Source organism: Egicoccus halophilus, from assembly GCF_004300825.1.
Classification (GTDB): domain Bacteria; phylum Actinomycetota; class Nitriliruptoria; order Nitriliruptorales; family Nitriliruptoraceae; genus Egicoccus; species Egicoccus halophilus.
On the sequence record NZ_CP036250.1, the window covers coordinates 2397086 to 2418368 of the forward strand.

At 71.9% G+C, this 21283-nt stretch carries 18 protein-coding genes and 1 pseudogene; 2 read left to right on the forward strand and 17 right to left on the reverse strand.

Annotated elements, in window-relative coordinates:
• Positions 1-131 precede the first annotated feature (131 nt).
• Together ELR47_RS10725 and ELR47_RS10730 are read right to left on the reverse strand one after the other, a co-directional pair.
• Positions 132-395: a hypothetical protein gene (locus tag ELR47_RS10725; protein ID WP_130649893.1), complete on the reverse strand. Its 264-nt coding sequence runs from the start codon at positions 393-395 to the stop codon at positions 132-134.
• A 330-nt stretch (positions 396-725) separates the two neighbouring features.
• Positions 726-965: a hypothetical protein gene (locus tag ELR47_RS10730; protein ID WP_130649894.1), complete on the reverse strand. Its 240-nt coding sequence runs from the start codon at positions 963-965 to the stop codon at positions 726-728.
• A 322-nt stretch (positions 966-1287) separates the two neighbouring features.
• Here ELR47_RS10730 and ELR47_RS10735 point away from each other — a divergent pair, with 322 nt between their 5' ends.
• A complete protein-coding gene (locus tag ELR47_RS10735) occupies positions 1288-2253 on the forward strand; it encodes an acetylxylan esterase (protein WP_229730611.1) in 966 nt (321 codons plus the stop codon).
• Positions 2254-2320: 67 nt separating this feature from the next.
• Here the strand turns inward: ELR47_RS10735 and ELR47_RS10740 are convergent, their stop codons facing one another.
• The 3 genes and pseudogenes from ELR47_RS10740 to ELR47_RS10750 form a co-directional block, all read right to left on the reverse strand.
• Positions 2321-4702, reverse strand: coding sequence for an ATP-binding cassette domain-containing protein (locus ELR47_RS10740; protein ID WP_130649895.1), 2382 nt, complete (start codon positions 4700-4702; stop codon positions 2321-2323).
• Between the two features lie 281 nt (positions 4703-4983).
• Positions 4984-5393: pseudogene (locus ELR47_RS19345) on the reverse strand (VOC family protein).
• A gap of 315 nt (positions 5394-5708) precedes the next feature.
• The gene (locus ELR47_RS10750; protein WP_130649896.1) at positions 5709-6146 is read right to left on the reverse strand and encodes a helix-turn-helix transcriptional regulator; all 438 of its coding nucleotides are present in this window, start codon (positions 6144-6146) and stop codon (positions 5709-5711) included.
• A 48-nt stretch (positions 6147-6194) separates the two neighbouring features.
• Between ELR47_RS10750 and ELR47_RS10755 the strand changes: the two genes are divergently transcribed.
• A complete protein-coding gene (locus tag ELR47_RS10755) occupies positions 6195-7403 on the forward strand; it encodes an esterase/lipase family protein (protein WP_130649897.1) in 1209 nt (402 codons plus the stop codon).
• A gap of 395 nt (positions 7404-7798) precedes the next feature.
• Here ELR47_RS10755 and ELR47_RS10760 read toward each other — a convergent pair whose 3' ends face one another.
• The 12 genes from ELR47_RS10760 to efp form a co-directional block, all read right to left on the reverse strand.
• On the reverse strand, positions 7799-8512 hold the full coding sequence (locus ELR47_RS10760) for a hypothetical protein (protein ID WP_130649898.1): 714 nt from the start codon (positions 8510-8512) through the stop codon (positions 7799-7801).
• 119 nt (positions 8513-8631) lie between these two features.
• Positions 8632-9357 (reverse strand): orotidine-5'-phosphate decarboxylase, encoded by a 726-nt coding sequence (gene pyrF, locus ELR47_RS10765; protein WP_130649899.1) that lies wholly within the window; start codon positions 9355-9357, stop codon positions 8632-8634.
• The gene (locus tag ELR47_RS10770; protein ID WP_130649900.1) at positions 9354-10337 is read right to left on the reverse strand and encodes a dihydroorotate dehydrogenase; all 984 of its coding nucleotides are present in this window, start codon (positions 10335-10337) and stop codon (positions 9354-9356) included. Before ELR47_RS10770 ends, pyrF begins: the two co-directional genes overlap by 4 nt.
• A complete protein-coding gene (locus ELR47_RS10775; RefSeq protein ID WP_130649901.1) occupies positions 10337-11269 on the reverse strand; it encodes a dihydroorotate dehydrogenase electron transfer subunit in 933 nt (310 codons plus the stop codon). Before ELR47_RS10775 ends, ELR47_RS10770 begins: the two co-directional genes overlap by 1 nt.
• Positions 11266-14709, reverse strand: a complete 3444-nt coding sequence (gene carB / locus ELR47_RS10780) for a carbamoyl-phosphate synthase large subunit (protein WP_130649902.1) — start codon at positions 14707-14709, stop codon at positions 11266-11268. Before carB ends, ELR47_RS10775 begins: the two co-directional genes overlap by 4 nt.
• On the reverse strand, positions 14696-15868 hold the full coding sequence (carA, locus tag ELR47_RS10785) for a glutamine-hydrolyzing carbamoyl-phosphate synthase small subunit (protein WP_130649903.1): 1173 nt from the start codon (positions 15866-15868) through the stop codon (positions 14696-14698). The genes carB and carA overlap by 14 nt, the downstream gene beginning before the upstream one ends.
• A complete protein-coding gene (locus ELR47_RS10790; protein WP_130649904.1) occupies positions 15865-17175 on the reverse strand; it encodes a dihydroorotase in 1311 nt (436 codons plus the stop codon). The genes carA and ELR47_RS10790 overlap by 4 nt, the downstream gene beginning before the upstream one ends.
• Positions 17172-18113 (reverse strand): aspartate carbamoyltransferase catalytic subunit, encoded by a 942-nt coding sequence (locus ELR47_RS10795; RefSeq protein ID WP_130649905.1) that lies wholly within the window; start codon positions 18111-18113, stop codon positions 17172-17174. Before ELR47_RS10795 ends, ELR47_RS10790 begins: the two co-directional genes overlap by 4 nt.
• Positions 18110-18670 carry a bifunctional pyr operon transcriptional regulator/uracil phosphoribosyltransferase PyrR gene (gene pyrR, locus ELR47_RS10800; protein ID WP_205745197.1) on the reverse strand — a complete coding sequence of 187 codons (561 nt, stop codon included), beginning with the start codon at positions 18668-18670 and terminating at the stop codon, positions 18110-18112. Before pyrR ends, ELR47_RS10795 begins: the two co-directional genes overlap by 4 nt.
• A 413-nt stretch (positions 18671-19083) precedes the next feature.
• Positions 19084-20028, reverse strand: coding sequence for a patatin-like phospholipase family protein (locus ELR47_RS10805; protein ID WP_130649906.1), 945 nt, complete (start codon positions 20026-20028; stop codon positions 19084-19086).
• Positions 20029-20063: 35 nt separating this feature from the next.
• Positions 20064-20726, reverse strand: a complete 663-nt coding sequence (gene nusB / locus ELR47_RS10810; protein WP_130649907.1) for a transcription antitermination factor NusB — start codon at positions 20724-20726, stop codon at positions 20064-20066.
• Positions 20726-21283 carry an elongation factor P gene (gene efp, locus ELR47_RS10815; protein WP_130649908.1) on the reverse strand — a complete coding sequence of 186 codons (558 nt, stop codon included), beginning with the start codon at positions 21281-21283 and terminating at the stop codon, positions 20726-20728. Before efp ends, nusB begins: the two co-directional genes overlap by 1 nt.

Sequence of the window (21283 nt, forward strand, 5' to 3'; positions counted from 1 at the left end):
GTGTCACACACCCGTTCGCGAGCGTGCTCGGAAGTCCAGCGGTGGGAAGGCACCCGCGCGCGACTCGAACGGCCTGCCAGAGTCGCAGTCGGAGGCAACACCGAACCGGGCCGGCTCAGACGGTGACGCCGCTACTCCATCGCAGTCGGGCGAACGATCCGCGCCCCGACCGCAAACACGATGAAGAAGAACGCAAGGAGGCCAGCCGTCACCGGGTCTCCACCAGCAGAACTGAAGAACGGCGGGATCCGCGTGATGAGCAATGATGCCGTGACGGCCATCCCCATGATCAGCGCTGCGAGCAGGTACTGATGTCTCTTCACCGGTTGGTCTTCGCTCGCGTCCTTCACGGTGATGCCCCGTGCAGCTACGACATGGTCCATCCCTTCCAGCACATGCTACTCCGCGTGGAACGAAGCGTCGTCGTGCGCCTGACCCGCGAGGACGACGGCCCCGCCGGAGCGCGTAGCCCGAGCATGGCCCGACGCGCATCTTGCCGGTCGCGGCTTCCTCGGCAGGGCGAACGAAAGAGCGAAGTCGACCCGACCCACGTCCAAGCTCGTGACCAGGGCATACCCCTGGCGTTGACATGCCGGCGTCGGAGCGTGCCGGACCGTAGGGGCCGATGAACGACGCTTGGCGGTCGGCTCACAGCCGCCGATCAGCGAGCTGTTGCGATCACCCGTTGAGCCCGCACCTGTTGAGCCCGCACCCGTTCCGCCGGCCTACGGGCTGCTGCCTCCCCGGTAGCCGCGGATGAAGTTCCGTACGGAACCGCCGACGACGCCCGCGAAGAAGAACCCCGCAACCGCACCGCCGAGTACGTTGTAGAGCGCGCCCAGTGCTGACGGGTTCTCCATGCCAGCGATGCCCACGACGGCGGCAGCAGCGCCGCACAGCAGCGATGCCGCGAAGATGACGTCGCGCATCAGCGGTCTGTCGTAGACCCACCAGCTGTCGGTCACATCCGCACCGTGTGTTCGACTCGCCGGAGCATACGAAGTTCGCATCGAAGCGTCGCGCTCTTGTGGGCTGCCCTGTCGACAGGCCACCTTCGCGGCGTCCCTCGACAGCTGGGCACCACGCCCGGATCACCGGCTCGTGGCAGCGTTCGACGATCACGCGTCCTGCACGGTGACGAGCACGTCCCGGCCACGGTCCTCGTCGAAGACGGAGACGGAGACGAGCAACATGCTGGATGATCTCCCCGACGTTGCCGCCGGTCGCGGGCGGTAGCGTGCGCGCGCCTCCGGACCACCCGGGGTTCTCGACGTGGAAGGTTCGCGCGTGCTGGTCGACATGTCGCTCGAGGAGCTGTGGGCGTACCGCCCCACGGTTGCCGAACCCGACGACTTCGACGCGTTCTGGCAGCGCCAGCGCGACGAGGTGGCGTCCCACCCGCTGGCTGCGACGTTCGTCCCGTCCGGGACGGACCTGCACACCGTCGAGGTCGCCGACGTCACCTTCGCCGGCCACGGCGGCACCCCCGTCAAGGGGTGGCTCGTCACGCCGAGGAACGCCGACGCGCCGCTACCGACGGTGGTCGAGTACGTCGGCTACGGCGGCGGCCGCGGACTCGCGCACGAGCGACTGCTGTGGGCCTCGGCCGGTTTCGCCCACCTCGTCATGGACACCCGCGGCCAGGGTGCCGGCTGGTCGGTCGGGGACACGGCCGACATCGGTGACACCGGCGCCCCCGCGACGTCCGGGTTCCTCACCCGCGGCATCGCCGACCCGGCACACGCTTATTACACCCGCCTGTTCGTCGACGCGGCCCGGGCCGTCGACGCCGTCCGCCAGCACCCGCTGGTCGACGACGAGCGGGTCGCCGTGCTCGGCGGCAGCCAGGGGGGCGGGATGGCGCTGGCCGCGGCACACCTGGCGTCACGTCCGGCGGCCGTGTCGAGCTCCGTGCCGTTCCTCGCCCACTTCCGGCGGGCGGTCCAGATCACCGACGCAATGCCCTACGGCGAGCTCACCCGCTACTGCTCGGCGCATCGCGACCGGGTCGAGGCGGTGTTCCGCACGCTGAGCTACCTCGACGTCGTCAACCACGCCCGGCGGGCGAGTGCGCCGGCGCTGTTCTCGGTGGGACTGGCCGACCCGGTCTGTCCGCCCTCGACGGTGTTCGCCGCATACCACGCCTACGGCGGCCTCAAGGACATCCGGGTCTACGAGTTCAACGAGCACGAGGGCGGCGGCGCGCACCACGTCGCCGAGGAACTCGCCTTCCTGCGCGACGCGCTGGGCTGAGCGCCGCCACCCCGCCACCCCTCGCGACGTCTGCTCGCGAGGCCGCTCACGCCCCGACGTCGACCGCTCACGCCCCGACGTAGGCCGCCAGGTGCTCGGCGGTCAGGGTGCCGCGCGAGGCGACCAGGTCGGACGGGGTGCCCTCGAACACGATCCGTCCGCCGTCGTGCCCGGCGCCCGGACCGAGGTCCACGATCCAGTCGGCATGCGCCATCACGGCCTGGTGGTGCTCGATCACGAGTACCGACCGGCCGTCGTCGACCAGCCGGTCCAGCAGACCGAGCAACTGTTCGACGTCGGCGAGGTGCAGGCCCGTGGTCGGTTCGTCGAGCACGTAGACCTGGCCCGGTTCGGCCATGGCGATCGCGAGCTTCAGCCGTTGGCGCTCCCCACCCGACAGGGTCGTCAACGGCTGGCCGAGGGTGAGGTAGCCGAGCCCGACTTCCGCCAGCCGGCGCGACACCTGGTGAGCGGCCGGCGTACGCGCCTCCCCCTCGGCGAAGTACGCCTCCGCCTCGGACACGGGCATGGCCAGGACCTCGGCGATGTTGCGACCGCCGAGCGTGTACCCGAGCACCGCCGGCTGGAACCGGCGGCCCTCGCAGGCCTCGCAGGTCGACTCGACGGTCGCCATGACGCCCAGGTCGGTGTAGATCACCCCCGCGCCGTTGCAGGCCGGACAGGCACCTTCGGAGTTGGCGCTGAACAGGCCCGGCTTGACCCCGTTGGCCTTCGCGAACGCCTTGCGGACCGCGTCGAGCAGCCCCGTGTAGGTGGCCGGGTTGCTCCGCCGCGACCCCTTGATCGGGCTCTGGTCGAGGACCACCACGCCGTCGCGGCCGACGACCGAACCGTGGATCAGCGAACTCTTGCCCGATCCCGCCACGCCCGTCACCACGCACAGCACCCCGAGCGGGAGGTCCACGTCGACGTCCTGCAGGTTGTGGGTCGACGCGCCACGGACCTCCAGCACGCCGGTGGCGGCGCGCACCTGCGGCTTGAGGGCGGCGCGGTCGTCGAGGTGGCGCCCGGTGACCGTGTCGCTCGCACGCAGGCCGTCGAGGTCGCCCTCGAAGCAGATCGTCCCCCCGGACGTCCCGGCGCCCGGACCGAGGTCGACGACGTGGTCGGCGATCGCGATCGTTTCCGGCTTGTGCTCCACGACGAGCACCGTGTTGCCCTTGTCGCGCAACTGCAGCAGGAGCGCGTTCATCCGCTCGATGTCGTGCGGGTGCATGCCGATGGTGGGCTCGTCGAACACGTAGGTGACGTCGGTGAGTGCCGAGCCGAGGTGCCGGATCAGCTTGGTGCGCTGCGCCTCGCCGCCCGACAGCGTGCCCGCGGGACGGTCCAGGGACAGGTAGCCGAGCCCGATCCGCACGAAGGCGTCCAGCAGGTGCTGGATGCCGGCGAGCAGCGGCGCGACCGACGGCTCGTCGAGGTCACGGACCCAAGCGGCGAGGTCGCTGATCTGCATCGCACACACGTCGGCGATCGACCGGCCGGCGATCTTCGACGCGCGCGCCTCGGCCGTCAGCCGGGTCCCCTCGCAGTCCGGGCAGGCGGTGAAGCGCACCGCCCGTTCGACGAACCGGCGGATGTGCGGCTGCAGCGACTCGACGTCCTTGGACAGGTGCGACTTCTGGATCTGTGGGATCAGGCCGAGGTAGGTGATGTTGATGCCGTCGACCTTGATCTTGGTCGCCTCGCGGTGCAGCAGGTCGTCGAGCTCCTGGGCGGTGAAGTCGCGGATCGCCTTGGTGGTGTCGAACCAGCCACATCCCCGGTAGATCCGCCCGTACCAGCCCTCCATGCTGTAGCCGGGGACGAGGATCGCGCCCTCGTCGATCGACCTGTCCGGGTCGTACAGCGCCGCGGGGTCGATGTCGGAGACGACGCCCATGCCCTCGCACCCGGGACACATCCCACCCAGGCGGGTGAACGTGGCCTTCTCCGCCTTGGCCTGCTTGCCCCGCTCGACGGTGATGGCACCGCTGGCCCGCACCGACGGCGTGTTGAACGAGTACGCGCTGGGCGGACCGACGTGTGGGTCACCCAGCCGGCTGAACAGGATCCGCAGCATCGCGTTCGCGTCGGTCGCGGTGCCGACCGTCGAGCGCGGGTTGGCGCCCATGCGTTCCTGGTCGACCACGATCGCGGTGGTGAGCCCCTCGAGCACGTCGACCTCCGGCCGGTTCAGGCTCGGCATGAAGCCCTGCACGAAGGCGCTGTAGGTCTCGTTGATCATCCGCTGCGACTCGGCGGCGATCGTGCCGAACACCAGCGAGCTCTTGCCCGACCCGGACACGCCGGTGAAGACCGTCAGGCGACGCTTCGGGATCGCGACGTCGACGTCCTTGAGGTTGTTCTCGCGGGCGCCCTGCACCCGGATGAGGTCGTGCCGGTCGGCCGGGTGCACCCCACTGGTGCCCGTCTCGTCCGTCGTCATGCTCGTCGTCTCCTCGTCGGGGTCGTCCCCGCATCGGCTCCGCGCTGCAGTCGTGCGGTCCTGTGACGTCGACGCCCGGGAGGACTCATCGCACCAGCCACCTGCCGTCGCGAATCAGCACCCGCCCGGGGAACTCCTCGACCTCACGACCGCGGCACCAAGGTGTGCCACACCGTCGACCGAGGCCGTGGCGACCTAGGCGTCGACTGCCGGGGTCGCCCGCATGGCCAGCGTGTCCGCCGTGCGGGTCGCGGAATCACGGACGCCGTCCACGGCGGGCATCACGCCTGCTGCTGGATGCGGACGGTGTTGCCAGCCGGGTCACGCACGGCACCGTCCCGGGTCCCCCACGGTTGCTCGGTCGGCTCCTGCATCACCTCGACGTCGTTGGCCTGCAGCGTCTCGAACAGGCCGTCGAGGTCCTTGGCCGAGAGCATGATGCTCGCGAAGGTGCCCTTGGCCATCATCTCGGCGATGGTGCGCCGCTCCTCCTCGGTCACGCCCGGGTCCACGCCCGCGAGTGCAGCACGATGTTCACCTCCGGCTGCGTGGGCGGGCCGACCGTGTTCCAGTGCATCCCGCCGTACTCGACCTGCTTGCGGACCTCGAAGCCGAGCACGTCCCGGTAGAACGCGAGCGAGGCCTCCGGGTCGTCGTGCGGCAGGAACGTGGTGTGGATGGCGATGTCCATGTCGTGTCCTTCCAGGGTCGCGGGCTCGACACGGATCACGCTACGCCCGGCAGCATCGCGGCCGCTTCTCTCTTCCTGACCGGGTTCAAAAGTCTCGCTCCGCTCGTTGCCCGGGTCGGTCCTGACCGGGTTCAAAAGTCTCGCTCCGCTCGTTGCCCCCCGGTCGGTCCTGACCGGGTTCACGAGTCTCGCTCCGCTCGTTGCCCCCCGGTCGGTCCTGACCGGGTTCAAAAGTCTCGCTCCGCTCGTTGCCCCCCGGTCGGTCCTGACCGGGTCGCAAGCCTCGCATCGGAAGCGGACGGGGGCTGACCGGGATCAACTCGTCGCCGACGTCCTCGTCCGGATCGGTCGCGTCACGCGTCGCAGCTCGCACGGCGGGATCCCGGCGTCCGGGTGGCTCGACTGCTGCTGGCGGTAGACGCTGGGCGGCACGCCGACCAGCTCGGTGAAGCGCGTGCTGAAGGTGCCCAGCGACGAGCAGCCGACCGCGAAGCAGACCTCGGTGACCGTCCGGTCGCCGTGCCGCAGCAACGCCATCGCGCGCTCGATCCGGCGGGTCATGAGGTAGTGGTAGGGCGACTCGCCGTAGGCCGCCTTGAACCGGCGGCTGAGGTGGCCGGCCGACAAGCCGACGCCGCCGGCGAGCGCCTCGACGTTCAGCGGCCGGGCGTACTCGCGGTCGATCCGGTCGCGCACCCGTCGCAGCAGCGCGAGGTCGCGCAGCGCGGGATCGGCGGCGGTGGAACGGTTCATCGCGGTGGATCCTGCCATACCTTGCCGGTCGAGACGGGTGGTGCGTGCGTGGTGACGGTCGACGAGGTCCGGGGCTGGTCCCGGCTGACCGCGGCGGTGGCGGGACGTGTGATCCTCCCGGCCGTGTCGGGGATGCACCGCGCGATCACCGACGGGGCCTTCCGCTGGACCGGTCCGCTCGGACATCCCGTCCGGGCGATCCACGACCAGATCGTGCGCGGCATGTACGACGCGGCGCAGATCGCGTTCCACGCCGCCGGCGACGTCGGCGCGTCGCTGGCCGAGCGGATCGGGGAGGCGGACGCCGAGGCCTCGCCCGCGGCGGTGAAGGCCCGAGCCGTCGCGCACGGGGTCCTCGCCCAGGAACTGCTGGAGGGCAGTCCGGAACTCGACCTCGAGTTCACGCTCCGGCGGTCCGGCTCGGTGGTGGCTCCCGACCGGACCTCGCTGCAGTCGGCCTATCCCGGCGCCACCGGCAGCCTCGTCGTGTTCGTGCACGGCCTGGTCGACTCGGAGGCCACCTGGGCCCTGGCGGAGCCGGGCGACACGAGCCTGCCCACGGTCGCCGAGACCGCCGGATCGACCTCACTTCTCGTCCGCTACGGCACAGGCCGCGCGGTCGGCCGCAACGGCGCCGACCTGGCGCGGCTGCTCGAGGACGTGGTCCACCACTGGCCGGTGCCGGTCGAGCGGATCGTCGTGGTCGGCCACTCGATGGGCGGACTCGTCAGCCGCGCCGCCTGCCAGACGGCGCAGGCGCAGGACCACGCGTGGCTGCCCCTGCTCAGCGACGTCGTCTACCTCGGCACGCCGCATCTCGGGTCGTGGCTGGAGAAGGCGGCGAACGTCAGCGGCTGGGTGCTGCGGCAGGTCTCGCCGCAGACCGCGCCGCTCGCGACCCTGCTGGAACAGCGCTCGCAGGGCATCAAGGACCTGCGCCACGGGACCCTGGTCGAGGACGTCGGGTCCGTCGCCGTCGCGGACGACCTGCTCAGCGGGCTCGTGCCGGACGAGCCGTGGCTCGACGGCGTGACGCACCACCTCGTGGTCGGCCGGCTGCGTCCGAGCGCCGCGCATCCGCTCAACGCGGTGTTCGGTGACCTGCTGGTCCGCTCCCGGTCGGCGGTCGGGGCCGGGAGTCACCGGCGCATCGGCGAGGGTGGACCGGTCGTCGTCCGCGAGGTCGACGCCACACACACCGCACTGGCACGGCATCCGGCCGTCGGCTCGCTCCTCTCGACGCTGGCCGTCCCGTAGTACCACCACCCGCGACCCGCGACGGCACGCCGAAGGCCGCTCGCATCCTGGCACCCCGGCCGAGTGTGACGTCAGCCGGTGGCGCCCCTCATGGTCCGCAGCGGATCACCGGTCTACGGGCGCGTGCCCTCGCCAGGACCATCCGTGCGCCCTGGTCCGCACCGCCCGACGTCCGGACGCACGGATCGCGGCCCGCGCCGCCGCGACCGTCGATCCGTGCGTGCTCATCTGCACACAGCCGGCTCCCGACGCACGTGCGTCGCACCGAACGTGCCGGCTGGGTCGCGTGTCGCTGGGTCGGGATGAACGCGCGGCCGTTGCGCGAAGGTCAACGGCGTTGCTCAACCGGCGGGGTGAGCCACGCACCGTGGAGAGCGACAGCGCGAGGGTGGTGGCTACCGGCTGACCCGCCAGCGGCTGCGCTCCTGCCGGCGTGCCGAGCGCTTGATCGACCAGGCGACGGGAAGTCCCACCGTGACGGTCGCCAGCACGGCAGATGCCTGCGCCACCAACTCCCCGTCCAGAAGCGGAATACCGGCGAACACCAGCAGGAAGGCGGCCCACCCCAGCGTCGGCCACAGCCAGATGTCCTCGCGAAGCTGCGGTGACAGCGTGGTCACGATGTCGCCGCCGAGCAGCAGCAACACCCCCATCACCAGGTACGCCTCCTCCAACGGTGCCAGCCAGCCGCTGACCACCAGGGCGGCGCACCACCCGGCGAGCGCGACCCCCAGGCCAGCGACCGCTCCCCGGTCACGGCCCATCCACAGACCGTGCCAGACCCCGATGAGCAGAACGAACCCCCCGGCCGAGCTCGCGACCAGAGGGCCCAGCTCGCCGAGCGTCACCGCGTCACGGACGACCAGCCCCAGGATGACGACGGCAGGGACGTTCTGGGCCAAGAATGCCGCCGGGGAGATCGCGACACCGGGGCGGTCCCGCAGTCGCGGCACCGCCATCGCCGCCAGAACCGGTGCGGCGAACCACGCCGGAGAACCGAACCCGAACAGCCACGCACCGACGACCGTGACGGCGCCTGCGAGCCCAACCGACCACCGCCACGACACCCAGTCCGGCTCGTCCACGACACCCCCGATGATGCGGCCCACGACCGTGGCATCCCGCAGATGATGCCATCCCGCTCGATACGCCCTCGGCAGCCGACGTGCGGGGAGCACCCGTTGCCGGCTCGTCCGCGTGGCTCGTCAGTCGGCACCCGCTGCCGAGCTCAGGCGCCGGTGAGTCCGGCGGCGACGGCGTCGGCGGCGGCCGCCGGATCGTCGGCGCGGGTGATCGGGCGGCCGACGACCAGCAGGTCGGCGCCGTCGGCCAGCGCGCGCGCCGGCGTGGCGGCACGGGCGTGGTCGTCGTCGCCGCTCCCGGCCGGCCGGATGCCGGGCGTGACCAGCAGGACGTCGTCGCCGACCGTCCGACGCACGGCCACGAGGTCCTTGGGGGCGCACACCAACCCGGGCGCACCCGCCTGCACCGCCAGGGACGCCAACGAGGGCACCTGGGTGCGGGCCGCCGGTGCGGCGATCGACTGCAGGTCGAGGTCCGACATCGAGGTCAGCACCGTCACCGCCAGCACGCGGCCCGCGTCGCCCAGCCCGGACACCGCGGCGCGGACCATGTCCCGGCCACCCGCGGCGTGCACGGTGAGCAGCCCCACGCCGAGCTCGGCGATGCGGGCGGCCGCCCGCTCGACCGTGGTCGGGATGTCGTGCAGCTTGACGTCGAGGAACACCGGTCCGTACGCCGCGATGGCCTCGACCGCGGACGGTCCGTGGGCGCTGAACAGTTCGAGGCCGACCTTGAACCAGCCGACGTGGCCGGACAGCGTCCCGGCGAGGGCGCGCGCCTCGTCGAGCGTGGGCACGTCGAGCGCGACCGCGATCCGGTCGGCCGGCGCCGTGGCGGTGCCCGCGGCAGCAGCGTGCTCGGCAGCGGTCATGCGACGACCTTCCCTCGCAGTTCGGTGATGGTGCGGATGCCGCGACGCGCGAGCCAGGACCGCAGCTCGGCGACCAGCGTCTGGCCGACGAACGGGTCGACGAACGTCGAGGTGCCGACCGCGACGGCGGTGGCGCCGGCACGGGTGAACTCCACCACGTCCGCGACGGTGCGCACGCCACCGCAGCCGATGATCGGGACGTCCGGCAGCGCCGTGGCGACCTGGTGGACGTTGCGGACCGCGACCGGTCGGATCGCCGGACCGGACAACCCGCCGTAGACGTTGGACAGCCGGGGGCGACCGGTCTCCGGGTCGATGGACATGCCCAGCAGCGTGTTGATCAGCGTCAGCCCGTCCGCACCGGCGTCGGTCACCGAACGGGCCACCGTCACGATGTCGGTGACGTCGCTGGTCAGCTTGGCGAACACCGGCACGTCGGCCTCCTCGGCCACGGCGGCGACCACCTGTGCGGACTGGTCCGGTGAGCACGCGAACACCAGCCCGCGGTGCTCGACGTTGGGGCACGACAGGTTGACCTCGAGCCCGACCACCGCGCCCCGGCCGCGCAGTCGACGCGCGACCTCGCGGTACTCCTCGACCGACTTGCCGGCCAGCGACGCGATCACCTTGGCGCCACGGCCCTGCAGCCACGGCAGGTCGCGTTCGAGCCAGGCGTCGATGCCCGGGTTCTGCAGGCCGATGGCGTTGAGCATGCCCGACGGCGTCTCGGCCATCCGTGGCGTCGGCAGCCCCTCGCGGGGCTCCAACGTGATCGACTTGACCACGACCGCCCCCAGTTCGGTGACGTCGTAGAACCGGTCGATCTCGGCTCCGGAGGCGAAGCAGCCCGACGCGGTCGTGATCGGGTTGTCGAGCGCGATGCCGGCCAACTCGACCGCGAGCTCGACGTCGTCGACCGGGATGCCGGTGTCCCGGGCGGTGTCGACCACGTTCGGGTCGATGCGGCGCACGTCGGGCATCATCCCTCCCCCCACAGCTCGGCGTCGGTCAGGCGCTGCACGGGCTGCTCGTCGGGCTCGTCGTCGAGCACGTCGGGCTCGTTGCGCCAGCGGGTCTCGTCCCAGGCGATGCGGGCCCCGTTGAAGACCGGCCCCTCGATGCAGCTGCGCTTCATCCGCACGCGGCCGTCCTTGGCGCGCACCGGCATCACGCAGGTGAAGCACACGCCGACACCGCAGGCCATGTGCTCCTCGACGGCGACCTGCACCGGCAGCTCGAGCTCCCGGCACCGCTCGGAGACCGCCCGCAGCATCGGGTTGGGCCCGCAGGCGTACACCACGCCCGTGCGGCACGAGCGGGCGACGTCCTCGAGCACGTCGGTGACCCGCCCCCGCTCCCCCAGGGTCCCGTCCTCGGTGGTGAAGGTGACGCTGGCGGAGATGCGCTTGGCCTCGATGGCGCTGAGGATGCGCTCCTGGCTGGCCGCACCGATGATCATGTCGGCCCGCAGACCCTGCCGTGCGAGTTCGTCGGCGAGGAAGTACATCGGCGCCGCGCCGTAGCCGCCGCCGATCAGCAGACACGACACCTTGCGCTGCGGCAGCGGGAAGGCCGTGCCCAGCGGGCCGACGACGTCGACGAGATCGTGCACGTCCAGGCTGGTCAGCCACTCGGTCCCGGGACCGTGCGCGTCGAAGACCACGTCGACCGTGCTGGCGAACGCGCCCTGGCGCGACACCCGGGCGATCGAGAACGGCCGTCGCAGCAACGCACCCGGGCTGCCGACCGCGATCTCGACGAACTGACCGGGCCGGGCCCGGTCGGCGATCTCGGGCGAGGAGAACGACAGCTGCCAGTACGCGCCCTCGCGACGGCGAGCCATCACCTCGCAGATGGCGCGGACCGGCGTGTCGGCCTCGCTACGGCCCTGGACGAACCCACGCCGCATCATGCGTCCACCTCCGCGGTCGCTTCCTCGTGCTGTTCGCGCAGCACCGCCTGGTACTCCTGCAGCGAGCGGACCTGGAAACGGCCCTGTTGCACGGCCCGGACCCCGTGCACCGCGGCGAGGATGCCGGCCAGGGTGGTGATGCACGGCACCCCGTTGGTCACGGCCGCCTGGCGGATCGCGTAGCCGTCGCCACGGGTGCCCGACCCGAACGGGGTGTTGAGCACCAGCCCGACGGCACCGGACTCGATGCGATCGAGGATCTCGCGCGAGCCCTCCGAGACCTTGGGGACGACCGTGACCGGGATACCGACCCGGTGCAGCACCTCGGCGGTGCCCGCGGTCGCGACGACCTCGAAGCCGAGGTCGATCAGGCGCATCACCGGGAAGACGACGGCCCGCTTGTCCCGGTTGGCGACCGACACGAACACCTGGGTGCGCCGGCCGTCCGCGACCGCCGCACCCGACCCCGCGTCCGCGTCCGTGGACGTGGAGGCCAGCGTGGGCGCGGGCAGCACCATCGACCCGGTCCCGGCCTGCGACTTGGCGAACGCCGCGCCGAAGTCGTGGTCGATGCCCATGACCTCACCGGTGGACCGCATCTCCGGTCCGAGCAGCGCGTCGACACCCGGGAAGCGGTCGAAGGGCAGCACCGCCTCCTTGACCGCGACGTGCCGGGGCTGGGGGCCCTCGACGGCGTCCCTGGCCGGCAGGACCCCAGCGTCGCGCAACTCGGCCAGGGTCTCCCCCGCCATCACCCGCGCGGCGACCTTGGCCAGCGGCACCCCGGTCGCCTTCGAGACGAACGGCACGGTGCGCGACGCCCGGGGGTTGGCCTCGATGCACCACAGCACGTCGTCCTTGAGGGCGTACTGGACGTTGAGCAGGCCGCGGACGCCGAGGCCGCGCGCGATGCCGTCGGTGACCCGGCGGATCTCCTCGATCTGTCCACCGCCGAGCGTGATGGGCGGCAGCGTGCAGGCCGAGTCGCCCGAGTGCACCCCGGCCTCCTCGATGTGCTCGAGCACGCCGCCGACGAAGGTCTCGGTCCCGTCGAACACGGCGTCGACGTCGACCTCGATCGCTCCCTCGAGGAAGCGGTCGACCAGGATCGGCGGATGCCCGGATGACGCGTGCGGCGCGCCGTCGGCCGCCGGTGCCGACGCCCGGACCGCCTCCTCGAGGTAGGTCCGCAAGCCGTCCTCGTCGTAGACGATCTGCATGGCCCGGCCGCCGAGCACGTAGGAGGGACGGACCAGGACCGGGTAGCCGATGCCGAGCGCGATCTCGCGCGCCTCGTCGAACGAGCGGGCGATCCCGCCCGGCGGCATGGCGACGCCGAGCTCGCGCATCAGCGATCCGAAGCGGCCGCGGTCCTCGGCCGCGTCGATCGCGTCCGGCGGGGTGCCCCAGATCGGCACACCGGCGGCCTCGAGCTGCGCGGCGAGCTTCAGCGGGGTCTGGCCGCCCAGCTGCACCAGCACCCCCACGGGCTGCTCACGGTGACAGATCTCGAGCACGTCCTCGAACGTCAACGGCTCGAAGTACAACCGGTCGGCGGTGTCGTAGTCGGTCGACACCGTCTCCGGGTTGCAGTTGACCATGATGGTCTCGAAACCACCGTCGAGCCGGGTCCCCTGGCTCGAACGCTGACGCTCGCTCGCCGCCCCCCGGCCCACCTCCTGCAGCGCCTGCACCGCGTGGACGCAGCAGTAGTCGAACTCGACGCCCTGGCCGATGCGGTTGGGCCCCGAACCGAGCACGATCACCTTCGGCCGGTCCGAGTCGGTGACCTCGTCCTCGTCCTCGTAGGTCGAGTAGTGGTAGGGCGTGTAGGCCTCGAACTCGGCCGCACAGGTGTCGACGGTCTTGAACACCGGGCGGATGCCGACCGTGTGCCGGCGGGCCCGGACCGCGTCCTCGGTGGTGTCGAGCAGGCGGGCCAGGTGGGCGTCGGAGAACCCGTCCGACTTGGCCTCGCGCAGCAGCTCGTCGGGCAGCGCCGCCAGGTGTTCGTGGGCGCGCAGCTCCCGCCGACGCTCGACCAGCTGCAGCAGCTGGTCGGTGAACCACGGGTCGAAGCCGGTGAGCCCGCTGACCCGCTCGACCGACCAGCCGCGGGTGAGCGCCTCGTCGACGGCGTCGAGCCGGGTCGCGGTCGGTCGGCGCAACATCGCCTCGAGCGCGTCGTCGTCGACGCCCAACGAGGGTGCGGCGCCGAAGCCGATCCGACCGTCCTCCAGGCTGCGCAGCGCCTTGTTGAACGCCTCCTTGAAGGTCCGGCCCATGGCCATGACCTCGCCGACCGACTTCATCTTGGTCGTCAGCGTGTCGTCGGTGCCCCGGAACTTCTCGAAGGCGAACCGCGGCACCTTGACCACCACGTAGTCGATGGAAGGCTCGAAGGCGGCCCTGGTCTTGCGGGTGATGTCGTTGGCGATCTCGTCGAGCGTGTAACCGATGGCCAGCTTCGCGGCGATCTTGGCGATCGGGAACCCCGTCGCCTTGGACGCCAGCGCACTCGACCGGGACACCCGCGGGTTCATCTCGATCACGAGCTGGCGGCCGGTGACCGGGTCGACGGCGAACTGCACGTTCGAACCACCGGTCTCGACCCCGATGCGGCGCAGCACCGCGAACGCGGCGTCACGCATCTGCTGGTACTCGGGGTCCGACAGGGTCATCGCCGGGGCGATCGTGATCGAGTCGCCGGTGTGGACGCCCATCGCGTCGAGGTTCTCGATCGAGCACACGATCACGCAGTTGTCGTTGCGGTCGCGCATGACCTCGAGCTCGTACTCCTTCCACCCGAGGACCGACTCCTCGACCAGCACCTCGTGGACGGGCGAGTCGGCCAGGCCCTGCCGGATCATCCGGCGCAGCTCGTCCTCGTCGTAGGCGATGCCGCCGCCCTTGCCACCGAGTGTGAACGAGGGCCGCAGCACGACCGGATAGCCGTACGCGGCGGCCGCCGCGTACGCCTGTGACTCCTGGCTGACGTAGGTCGAACGGGGCGACTCCAGCCCGATCTCGGCCATCGCCTCCTTGAAGCGCAGCCGGTCCTCGGCGGTCTGGATCGCGTCGAGGTCGGCGCCGAGCACCTCGACCCCGTACTCCTCGAGGACCCCGGACTCGTACAGCTCGACGGCGAGGTTGAGCGCCGTCTGCCCCCCCAGCGTCGGCAGCAGCGCGTCGGGCCGCTCCTTGTCGATCACCGCCCGGACCGTGGCGACGGTCAGCGGCTCGACGTAGGTCGCGTCCGCCATCGCCGGGTCGGTCATGATCGTGGCCGGATTGGAGTTGATCAGGACGACCCGCAGGCCCTCCTCGCGCAGCACCTTGCAGGCCTGTGTACCCGAGTAGTCGAACTCGCTGGCCTGTCCGATGACGATCGGGCCGGAGCCCAGCACCAGCACGCTCGAGATGTCGTCACGCCGTGGCACCGCGGACCTCCAGGACAAGGCGGGTGAACCGCTCGAACAGGTAGCGGGCGTCGGTCGGGCCGGGCGCCGCCTCGGGGTGGTACTGGACGCTGAACGCCGGGACGTCGCGCGCGGTGAGGCCCTCGACGACGTCGTCGTTGAGGTTCACGTGGCTGACCTCGACCCGCCCGTGCTCGCGCGTGGTGTACGTGTGCGCGTCGGTCTGCTCACCGAGAGCCGAGGCGCGGACCGCGAAGCCGTGGTTGTGGGAGGTGATCTCGACCGCCCCGTCGGCTCGCCGCAGCACCGGCTGGTTGACGCCGTGGTGGCCGAAGTCGAGCTTGTAGGTCTCCCCGCCCAGCGCATGGCCGAGCAGCTGCGAACCCAGGCAGATCCCGAAGGTCGGCACCTCCCCGAGCAGCTCGGCGGTGGTCGCGATGCCCTGGGTGACCGTCGCCGGGTCGCCGGGACCGTTGGACAGGAACAGCCCGTCCGGTCGCCGTTCGCGGACCTCGTCCGGGGTCGCCGAGGCGGGCAGGACGTGCACCTCGGCGCCCTGTTCGGCCAGGAACCGGCCGATCGAGCGCTTCATGCCGAAGTCGAGGGCCACCACCCGCAGGCGGCGGCCACCGACCGGGTCGAGGACGTACGGCTCGCGGGTGGTGACCTCGCTGGCCAGTTCCGCGCCGGCCATGCCGGGCGCGTCGAGGACCTGGGCCTGCAGGGCGTCGACGTCGAGGACCTCGGTGGACAGCCCGGCCCGCATCGCCCCCTCGTCGCGCAGCAGGCGGGTCAGCCGGCGGGTGTCGATGCCCTCGATGCCCACGACGCCGTCCTCGGTCAGCGCGGTGCGCAGGTCGCGCTGGGAGCGCCAGTTCGACGGCCGCCGGGCCGCCTCGCGGACGACGAAGCCGGCGACCTGGATCGCGTCGGACTCCATGTCGGCGTCGTTGAGCCCGTAGTTGCCCACGTGCGGGGCGGTCATGGCGACGATCTGGCGCCGGTAGGAGGGGTCGGTGAGGACCTCCTGGTAGCCGGCCATGCCGGTGTTGAACACCGCTTCGCCGAACACCGTGCCGGCCGCACCGATGGCACGACCACGGAACGACGAACCGTCCTCGAGCACCAGCAGCGCCGGCACGGAGGTCCTGGACGGCAGCGGGTTGCTGACCGCGGTCATGCCTGCACCTTTCCGTCGCGGAGGGTGAAGCGGCCGCGCAACAGCGTGTGCACCGGCCGGCCGACCAGTTCCGCCCCGTGGAAGGGGGTGTTGCGGGCCTTGGACCGCAGTGCCCGGCCGTCCACCGTCCAGCGCTGCGCCGGGTCGAGCACCGCGAGGTTCGCGTCCGCCCCCGGCGTGAGCGCCCCGCCGTGGGCGCCGACGTCGCGGACCCCGGCCGGACCGGTCGTGAACCGGGCGATCGCCGTCAGCGGGTCCATCAGCCCGGTGGCGACGAGCTCGGTGTGCACGACCGCGAAGGCGGTCTCCAGGCCGAGCATGCCGCAGGGGGCGTGCTCCCACTCCTGGTCCTTGAGCTCCGGCGCGTGCGGGGCGTGGTCGGTCGCGACGCAGTCGATGGTGCCGTCGGCCAGCGCGGTGCGCAGGGCCTGCACGTCGGCCTCGGTACGCAGCGGCGGGTTCACCTTCAGCACCGGGTCGTAGCTGCGGATCAGGTGGTCCTGCAGGCTCAGGTGGTGCGGCGTCACCTCGGCGGTGACCCGCACCCCGCGGGCCTTCGCGGCACGGATCAGTTCGACCGCACCGGCCGTGGACACGTGCGGGACGTGCAGCCGCGCCCCGACGCCGGCGGCGAGGATCAGGTCCCGGGCGATCATGATCTCCTCGGCCTCGTGCGGCCACCCGGGCAGCCCGAGCACCGACGACGCCTCGCCCTCGTTCATCTGGGCCCCGGCGGTCAGGTCGGGGTCCTCCGAGTGGTTGCAGATGACCACGTCGAACGCACTGGCGTACTGCAGCGCACGCCGCATCACGAGGCTGTCGGCGACCGGCTTGCCGTCGTCGGAGAAGAAGTCGACCCGGGCCGCCGAGTCGTGCAGCTCCCCGAACTCGGCCAGCTGCTCGCCCCGCAACCCCTTGGTGATCGCACCGACCGGGAACACGTCGGCCAGCCCGACCTCGTTGCCACGTCGCCACACCGACTCGGCCACCGCGGCGGCGTCGCACACCGGGTCGGTGTTCGCCATCGGACACAGCGCGGTGTAGCCACCGGCAGCACCGGCGGCCGAGCCGCTGGCCACGTCCTCGGCGTCCTCGAAGCCGGGTTCGCGCAGGTGGGTGTGCAGGTCGACGAACCCGGGGGTGACCCACCGGCCGGCGCAGTCGACCACCTCGGCGTCGTCGGCGGCGAGCTGCTCGCCGACGGCCTCGACCCGGCCGTCGCGCACCAGCACGTCGAGCACGGCGTCGGTCCCGGAAGCCGGGTCGAGCACCCGACCGCCGCGCAGCAGGATGGTGGAGTCGCTCATGCGCTTCCCTCGGTGGCGTCGGCGTCGCCGGACAGCAGCAGGTACAGGCAGGCCATGCGCACGGCGATGCCGTTGGTGACCTGTTCGACGATGACCGCGCGATCGCTGTCGGCGACGTCGGCGGTGATCTCCACACCCCGGTTCATCGGGCCGGGGTGCATCACGATCGCGTGCTCGGGCAGCAGGGCGAGCCGACGCTCGTCGACCCCCCAGACGCGGGCGTACTCGCGGGAGGTGGGGAAGAACGCCCGGTGCATGCGTTCACGCTGCACGCGCAACAGGTAGACGACGTCCGCGTCCGGCAGCACGGCGTCGAGCTCGCCGGCGACCTCGACCCCCCAGCTCGCGACCGAGGGCGGCAACAGCGTCGGCGGCGACACCAACGTCACCCGGGCCCCGAGCAGCTTCAGCGCCTGCACCTCGCTGCGGGCCACCCGCGAGTGCAACACGTCGCCGACGACCACGACGTGGCGGCCGGCGAGCTCACCGAGGTGGCGGCGCATGGTGAACACGTCGAGCAGCGCCTGGGTGGGGTGCTGGTGCCAGCCGTCACCGGCGTTGAGGATCGGCACCTCGAGGTAGCGCGAGAGCTGCAACGGCGCGCCCGACGAGCCGGAGCGGACCACCACGCAGTCGACGCCCATCGCGTCGAGCGTCAGGGCGGTGTCCTTGAACGACTCGCCCTTGGACACCGAGCTGCCCTTGGCGGAGAAGTTGATCACCTCGGCCGACAGGCGCTTGGCGGCCAGGTCGAAGCTGATGCGGGTCCGGGTCGAGTCCTCGAGGAACAGGTTGCAGACGACCTTGCCGCGCAGCGTCGGCACGGAGTTGCGGCGGCGGTCGGCGATCGGCAGCAGCTGCTCGGCGGTGTCGAGGACGGCGAGCACCTGGGACGGGTCGAGGTCCTCGATCGAGATCAGGTCACGGAGCGGCCTCATGCCTCGTCGCCCTCCCGCACGGCCGGAGACTCGGATGTCGGCTCCGAGACCACCTCGTCGCGACCGTCGACCTCCTCGACGAGCACCCGGATGCGATCACCGGCGCTGGTCGGCAGGTTCTTGCCGACGTGGTCCGCGCGGATCGGCAGCTCCCGGTGGCCGCGGTCGACCAGGGCGACCAGCCGGATGCGGGCCGGCCGACCCAGCTCGAGCACGGCTTCCATCGCGGCGCGGATGGTCCGGCCGGTGTAGAGCACGTCGTCGACCAGCACGACGGTGCGGCCGTCGACGGAGGCCGGGACGCGCGTCTCCCCCAACGAAAGCGGGCCGCGGCGGGTCAGGTCGTCGCGGTAGAGGGTGACGTCGAGCGCACCGGCGGGCACCTCGGTCCCCTCGATGTCCCGGATCAGTGCGGCCAGGCGCCGGGCGAGCGGCACACCGCGGGTCTGGATGCCGACGAGCACCAGGCCGTCGGCGCCGTGGTTGGCCTCGAGCAACTCGTGGGCGAGACGCTTGAGCGCCCGCGAGAGGTCGTCAGCCGACAGCAGCTGCGTCACGCCGGCCGGTCGATGCCGGGACGCGCACCCTGGCGATGGGCGCAGACGGACAGAGAACGCACCTGGGAGCTCCTTCCCGGCCTCACAGGACCGGTCGTTAAAGGAAGCGCGTCGCACGGGTGGCCCGCGTGCGACCGCGGGGTTCGACGGGGACCGTAGCAGCCGGCCGGCGGGCCACCGAACGCGCCGTCCACCCCGTCGAGACCCGACGGCCGCTGACGCACGTGCGTCGTGGTCCGCAACGCCCGGCGCTGGGACGCACGTGCGTCGTCGAGCCGCCGGAGGCACGGACGAACGTGCGTCCTGGTCCGCATACCCCCGTCCTCGGACGCACGTGCGTCCGGGCAGTCCGTCGCGGGCGTCGCGGGCGTCGGCCGGCCGCAGCTGTCGGGGCAGGGACGGGCGGCGGCGGGTCAGGGGCGGGCGCCGAGCCAGGCGGCGGCGGCGGCGTGACCGCGGTCGGCCAGCGCCGCACGCTGGACCGGGGTGAGGTCGAAGTCGAGCGACGGATAGCCGGTGGTGTCGACGAACACGGTGCGCGCGACCACACGGGGGTCGTCGAGGTGGCGCTGGTCCCAGGCGGTGACCGCCGTGCCGATGACCGCACGCAGGTAGCTGACCGGCCCGGTGACCGGTGTCACGATCTCGGCCGGGCCCTCGGGTCGGGCGGTCAGCTTCACCCCGATCGTCGGCCACCGGGGCGGGGCACCGTCGGTGCGGTCGAAGACGTCGACCGGGAAGTTCGACAGCAGCGCGCCGTCGACCAGCACGGCCGTGTCGTCGGTGTCGGGGAACGGCAGGCGCACCGGTTCGAACACCAGCGGGATCGCCGCGGACGCGGCGACGGCCGGCACCACCGGCTGCGCGTCGGGGTCGAGCCCGTACTCGTCGTAGTCCCACGGCAACAGCACCCGCCGGCCCCGCGTGATGTCCGCAGCGGCAAGCACCAGTCGGTACTGGCGTCGGCCGGAGACGTCGTCGCCGTCGACCTCGCGGCGCAGGTCGCCGAACGTCTCCACGCCCAACGCCGCCAACCGCTCGCGCAACCACGCCATCAGCGGACGGTGGTCGAAGATGCCGAGCTCGAGCAGCACCGACAGCCCGCGCAGTCCCTGCCCGACGCGACCGAGCCGATCGAGCGGACCGGCCGGGACCAGTGCACGCAGGTCCAGTTCACGCGCCAGCCGGTCGAGCTCCTGCGCGGGCATGCCGGCGGCCAGCAACGCGGCGACGATCGCCCCGGCCGAGGTGCCGGCGATCCGCTCGAAACGGATGCCGTGCGCGGCCAACCCGGCGACCGCGCCGGCCAGGGCCACACCCTTGGCGCCACCGCCCTCGAGGACCAGGTCCGACCGCACGTGCCCGCTCCCCCGTCGACGTGGCGACGCGGAACCTAGCCGTCGGTGGTGACGTCCCCACCGGCGACGTCGCCGCCCGCGACGTCGCCGCCCGCGACGTCGCCGCCCGCGACGTCCTCGCCGGCGACCGAGCGACGCACCGACTCGAGCACGCCGTTGACGTAGCGGCCCGAGTCCTCGGTCGACAACGACTTGGCCAGTTCGACCGCCTCGTTGATCACCACGGCCGGGCTGGTGTCCTCGTGCAACAGCTCGTAGGTGGCCAGGCGCAGCACGGTGCGGTCGACCACCGGCATGCGGCTGATCGCCCAGCGGCGGGCGAAGCGCCCGATGAGCTCGTCGATCTCCCCGCGGTGCTCGCTCACCCCGTCGACGAGCCGGCGGGTGAACGCGTCGACGGGCGCGACGCGTTGGCGGGGTGCCGCGAGCGTGGTGTCCGCGGCCGCGTCGAGGCGCGCCTGTGACTCCACGTCGGCGACCGCGTCGGTCTCGTCGTGCAGGTCGTCGAGGTCGTCGAGCATCGCTCGCGCGGACGGGTCGTTGGCGACCCGCTCCAGGGTGGCGACGGGGTCGTCGCCGCGCAGGTCGGCCTGGAACAGGATCTTGAGCGCCCGCTCACGGGCGCGGCGCGGGTCGCGCGTGTCGGTCCGCCGAGCCGATGGGCGCCGCGCCGCGGACGAGGAGTCGGCCTGCGCCATCAGGCGCGCGAAATGTACGCGCCGGTGCGCGTGTCGACCTTGATCTTCTCGCCCTGCTCGATGAACAGCGGCACCTGGACCTCCTTGCCCGTCTCCAGCGTGGCGGGCTTGGTGGCGGAGGTGGCGGTGTTGCCGGCGACGCCGGGCTCGGTGTAGGTGATCTCGAGCACCTTGGACGCCGGCAGTTCGACGCCGACGATGCGGCCGGCGTACATCTGGATCTGCAGTTCGTCACCCTCGACGAGGTAGTCGGCGGCCTCACCGATCGCCGGCGCCGGCGCGTTCTGCTGCTCGTAGGTGTCGTTGTTCATCAGCACGTAGTCGTCGCCGTCGCGGTACAGGAACTGCACCGTCGAGCGCTCGACGATGGCCTGCTCGACGTCCTCACCGGCACGGAAGGTCTTCTCGACCACCTTGCCGGTCTCGACCTCCTTGAGCTTGGTGCGCACCACGGCGCCGCCCTTGCCGGGCTTGTGGTGGTTCCAGTCGACGATCTGCTGGAGCTTGCCGTCGATCAGGAGGGTCATGCCGTTCTTGAGGTTGTTGGTCGAGACCAC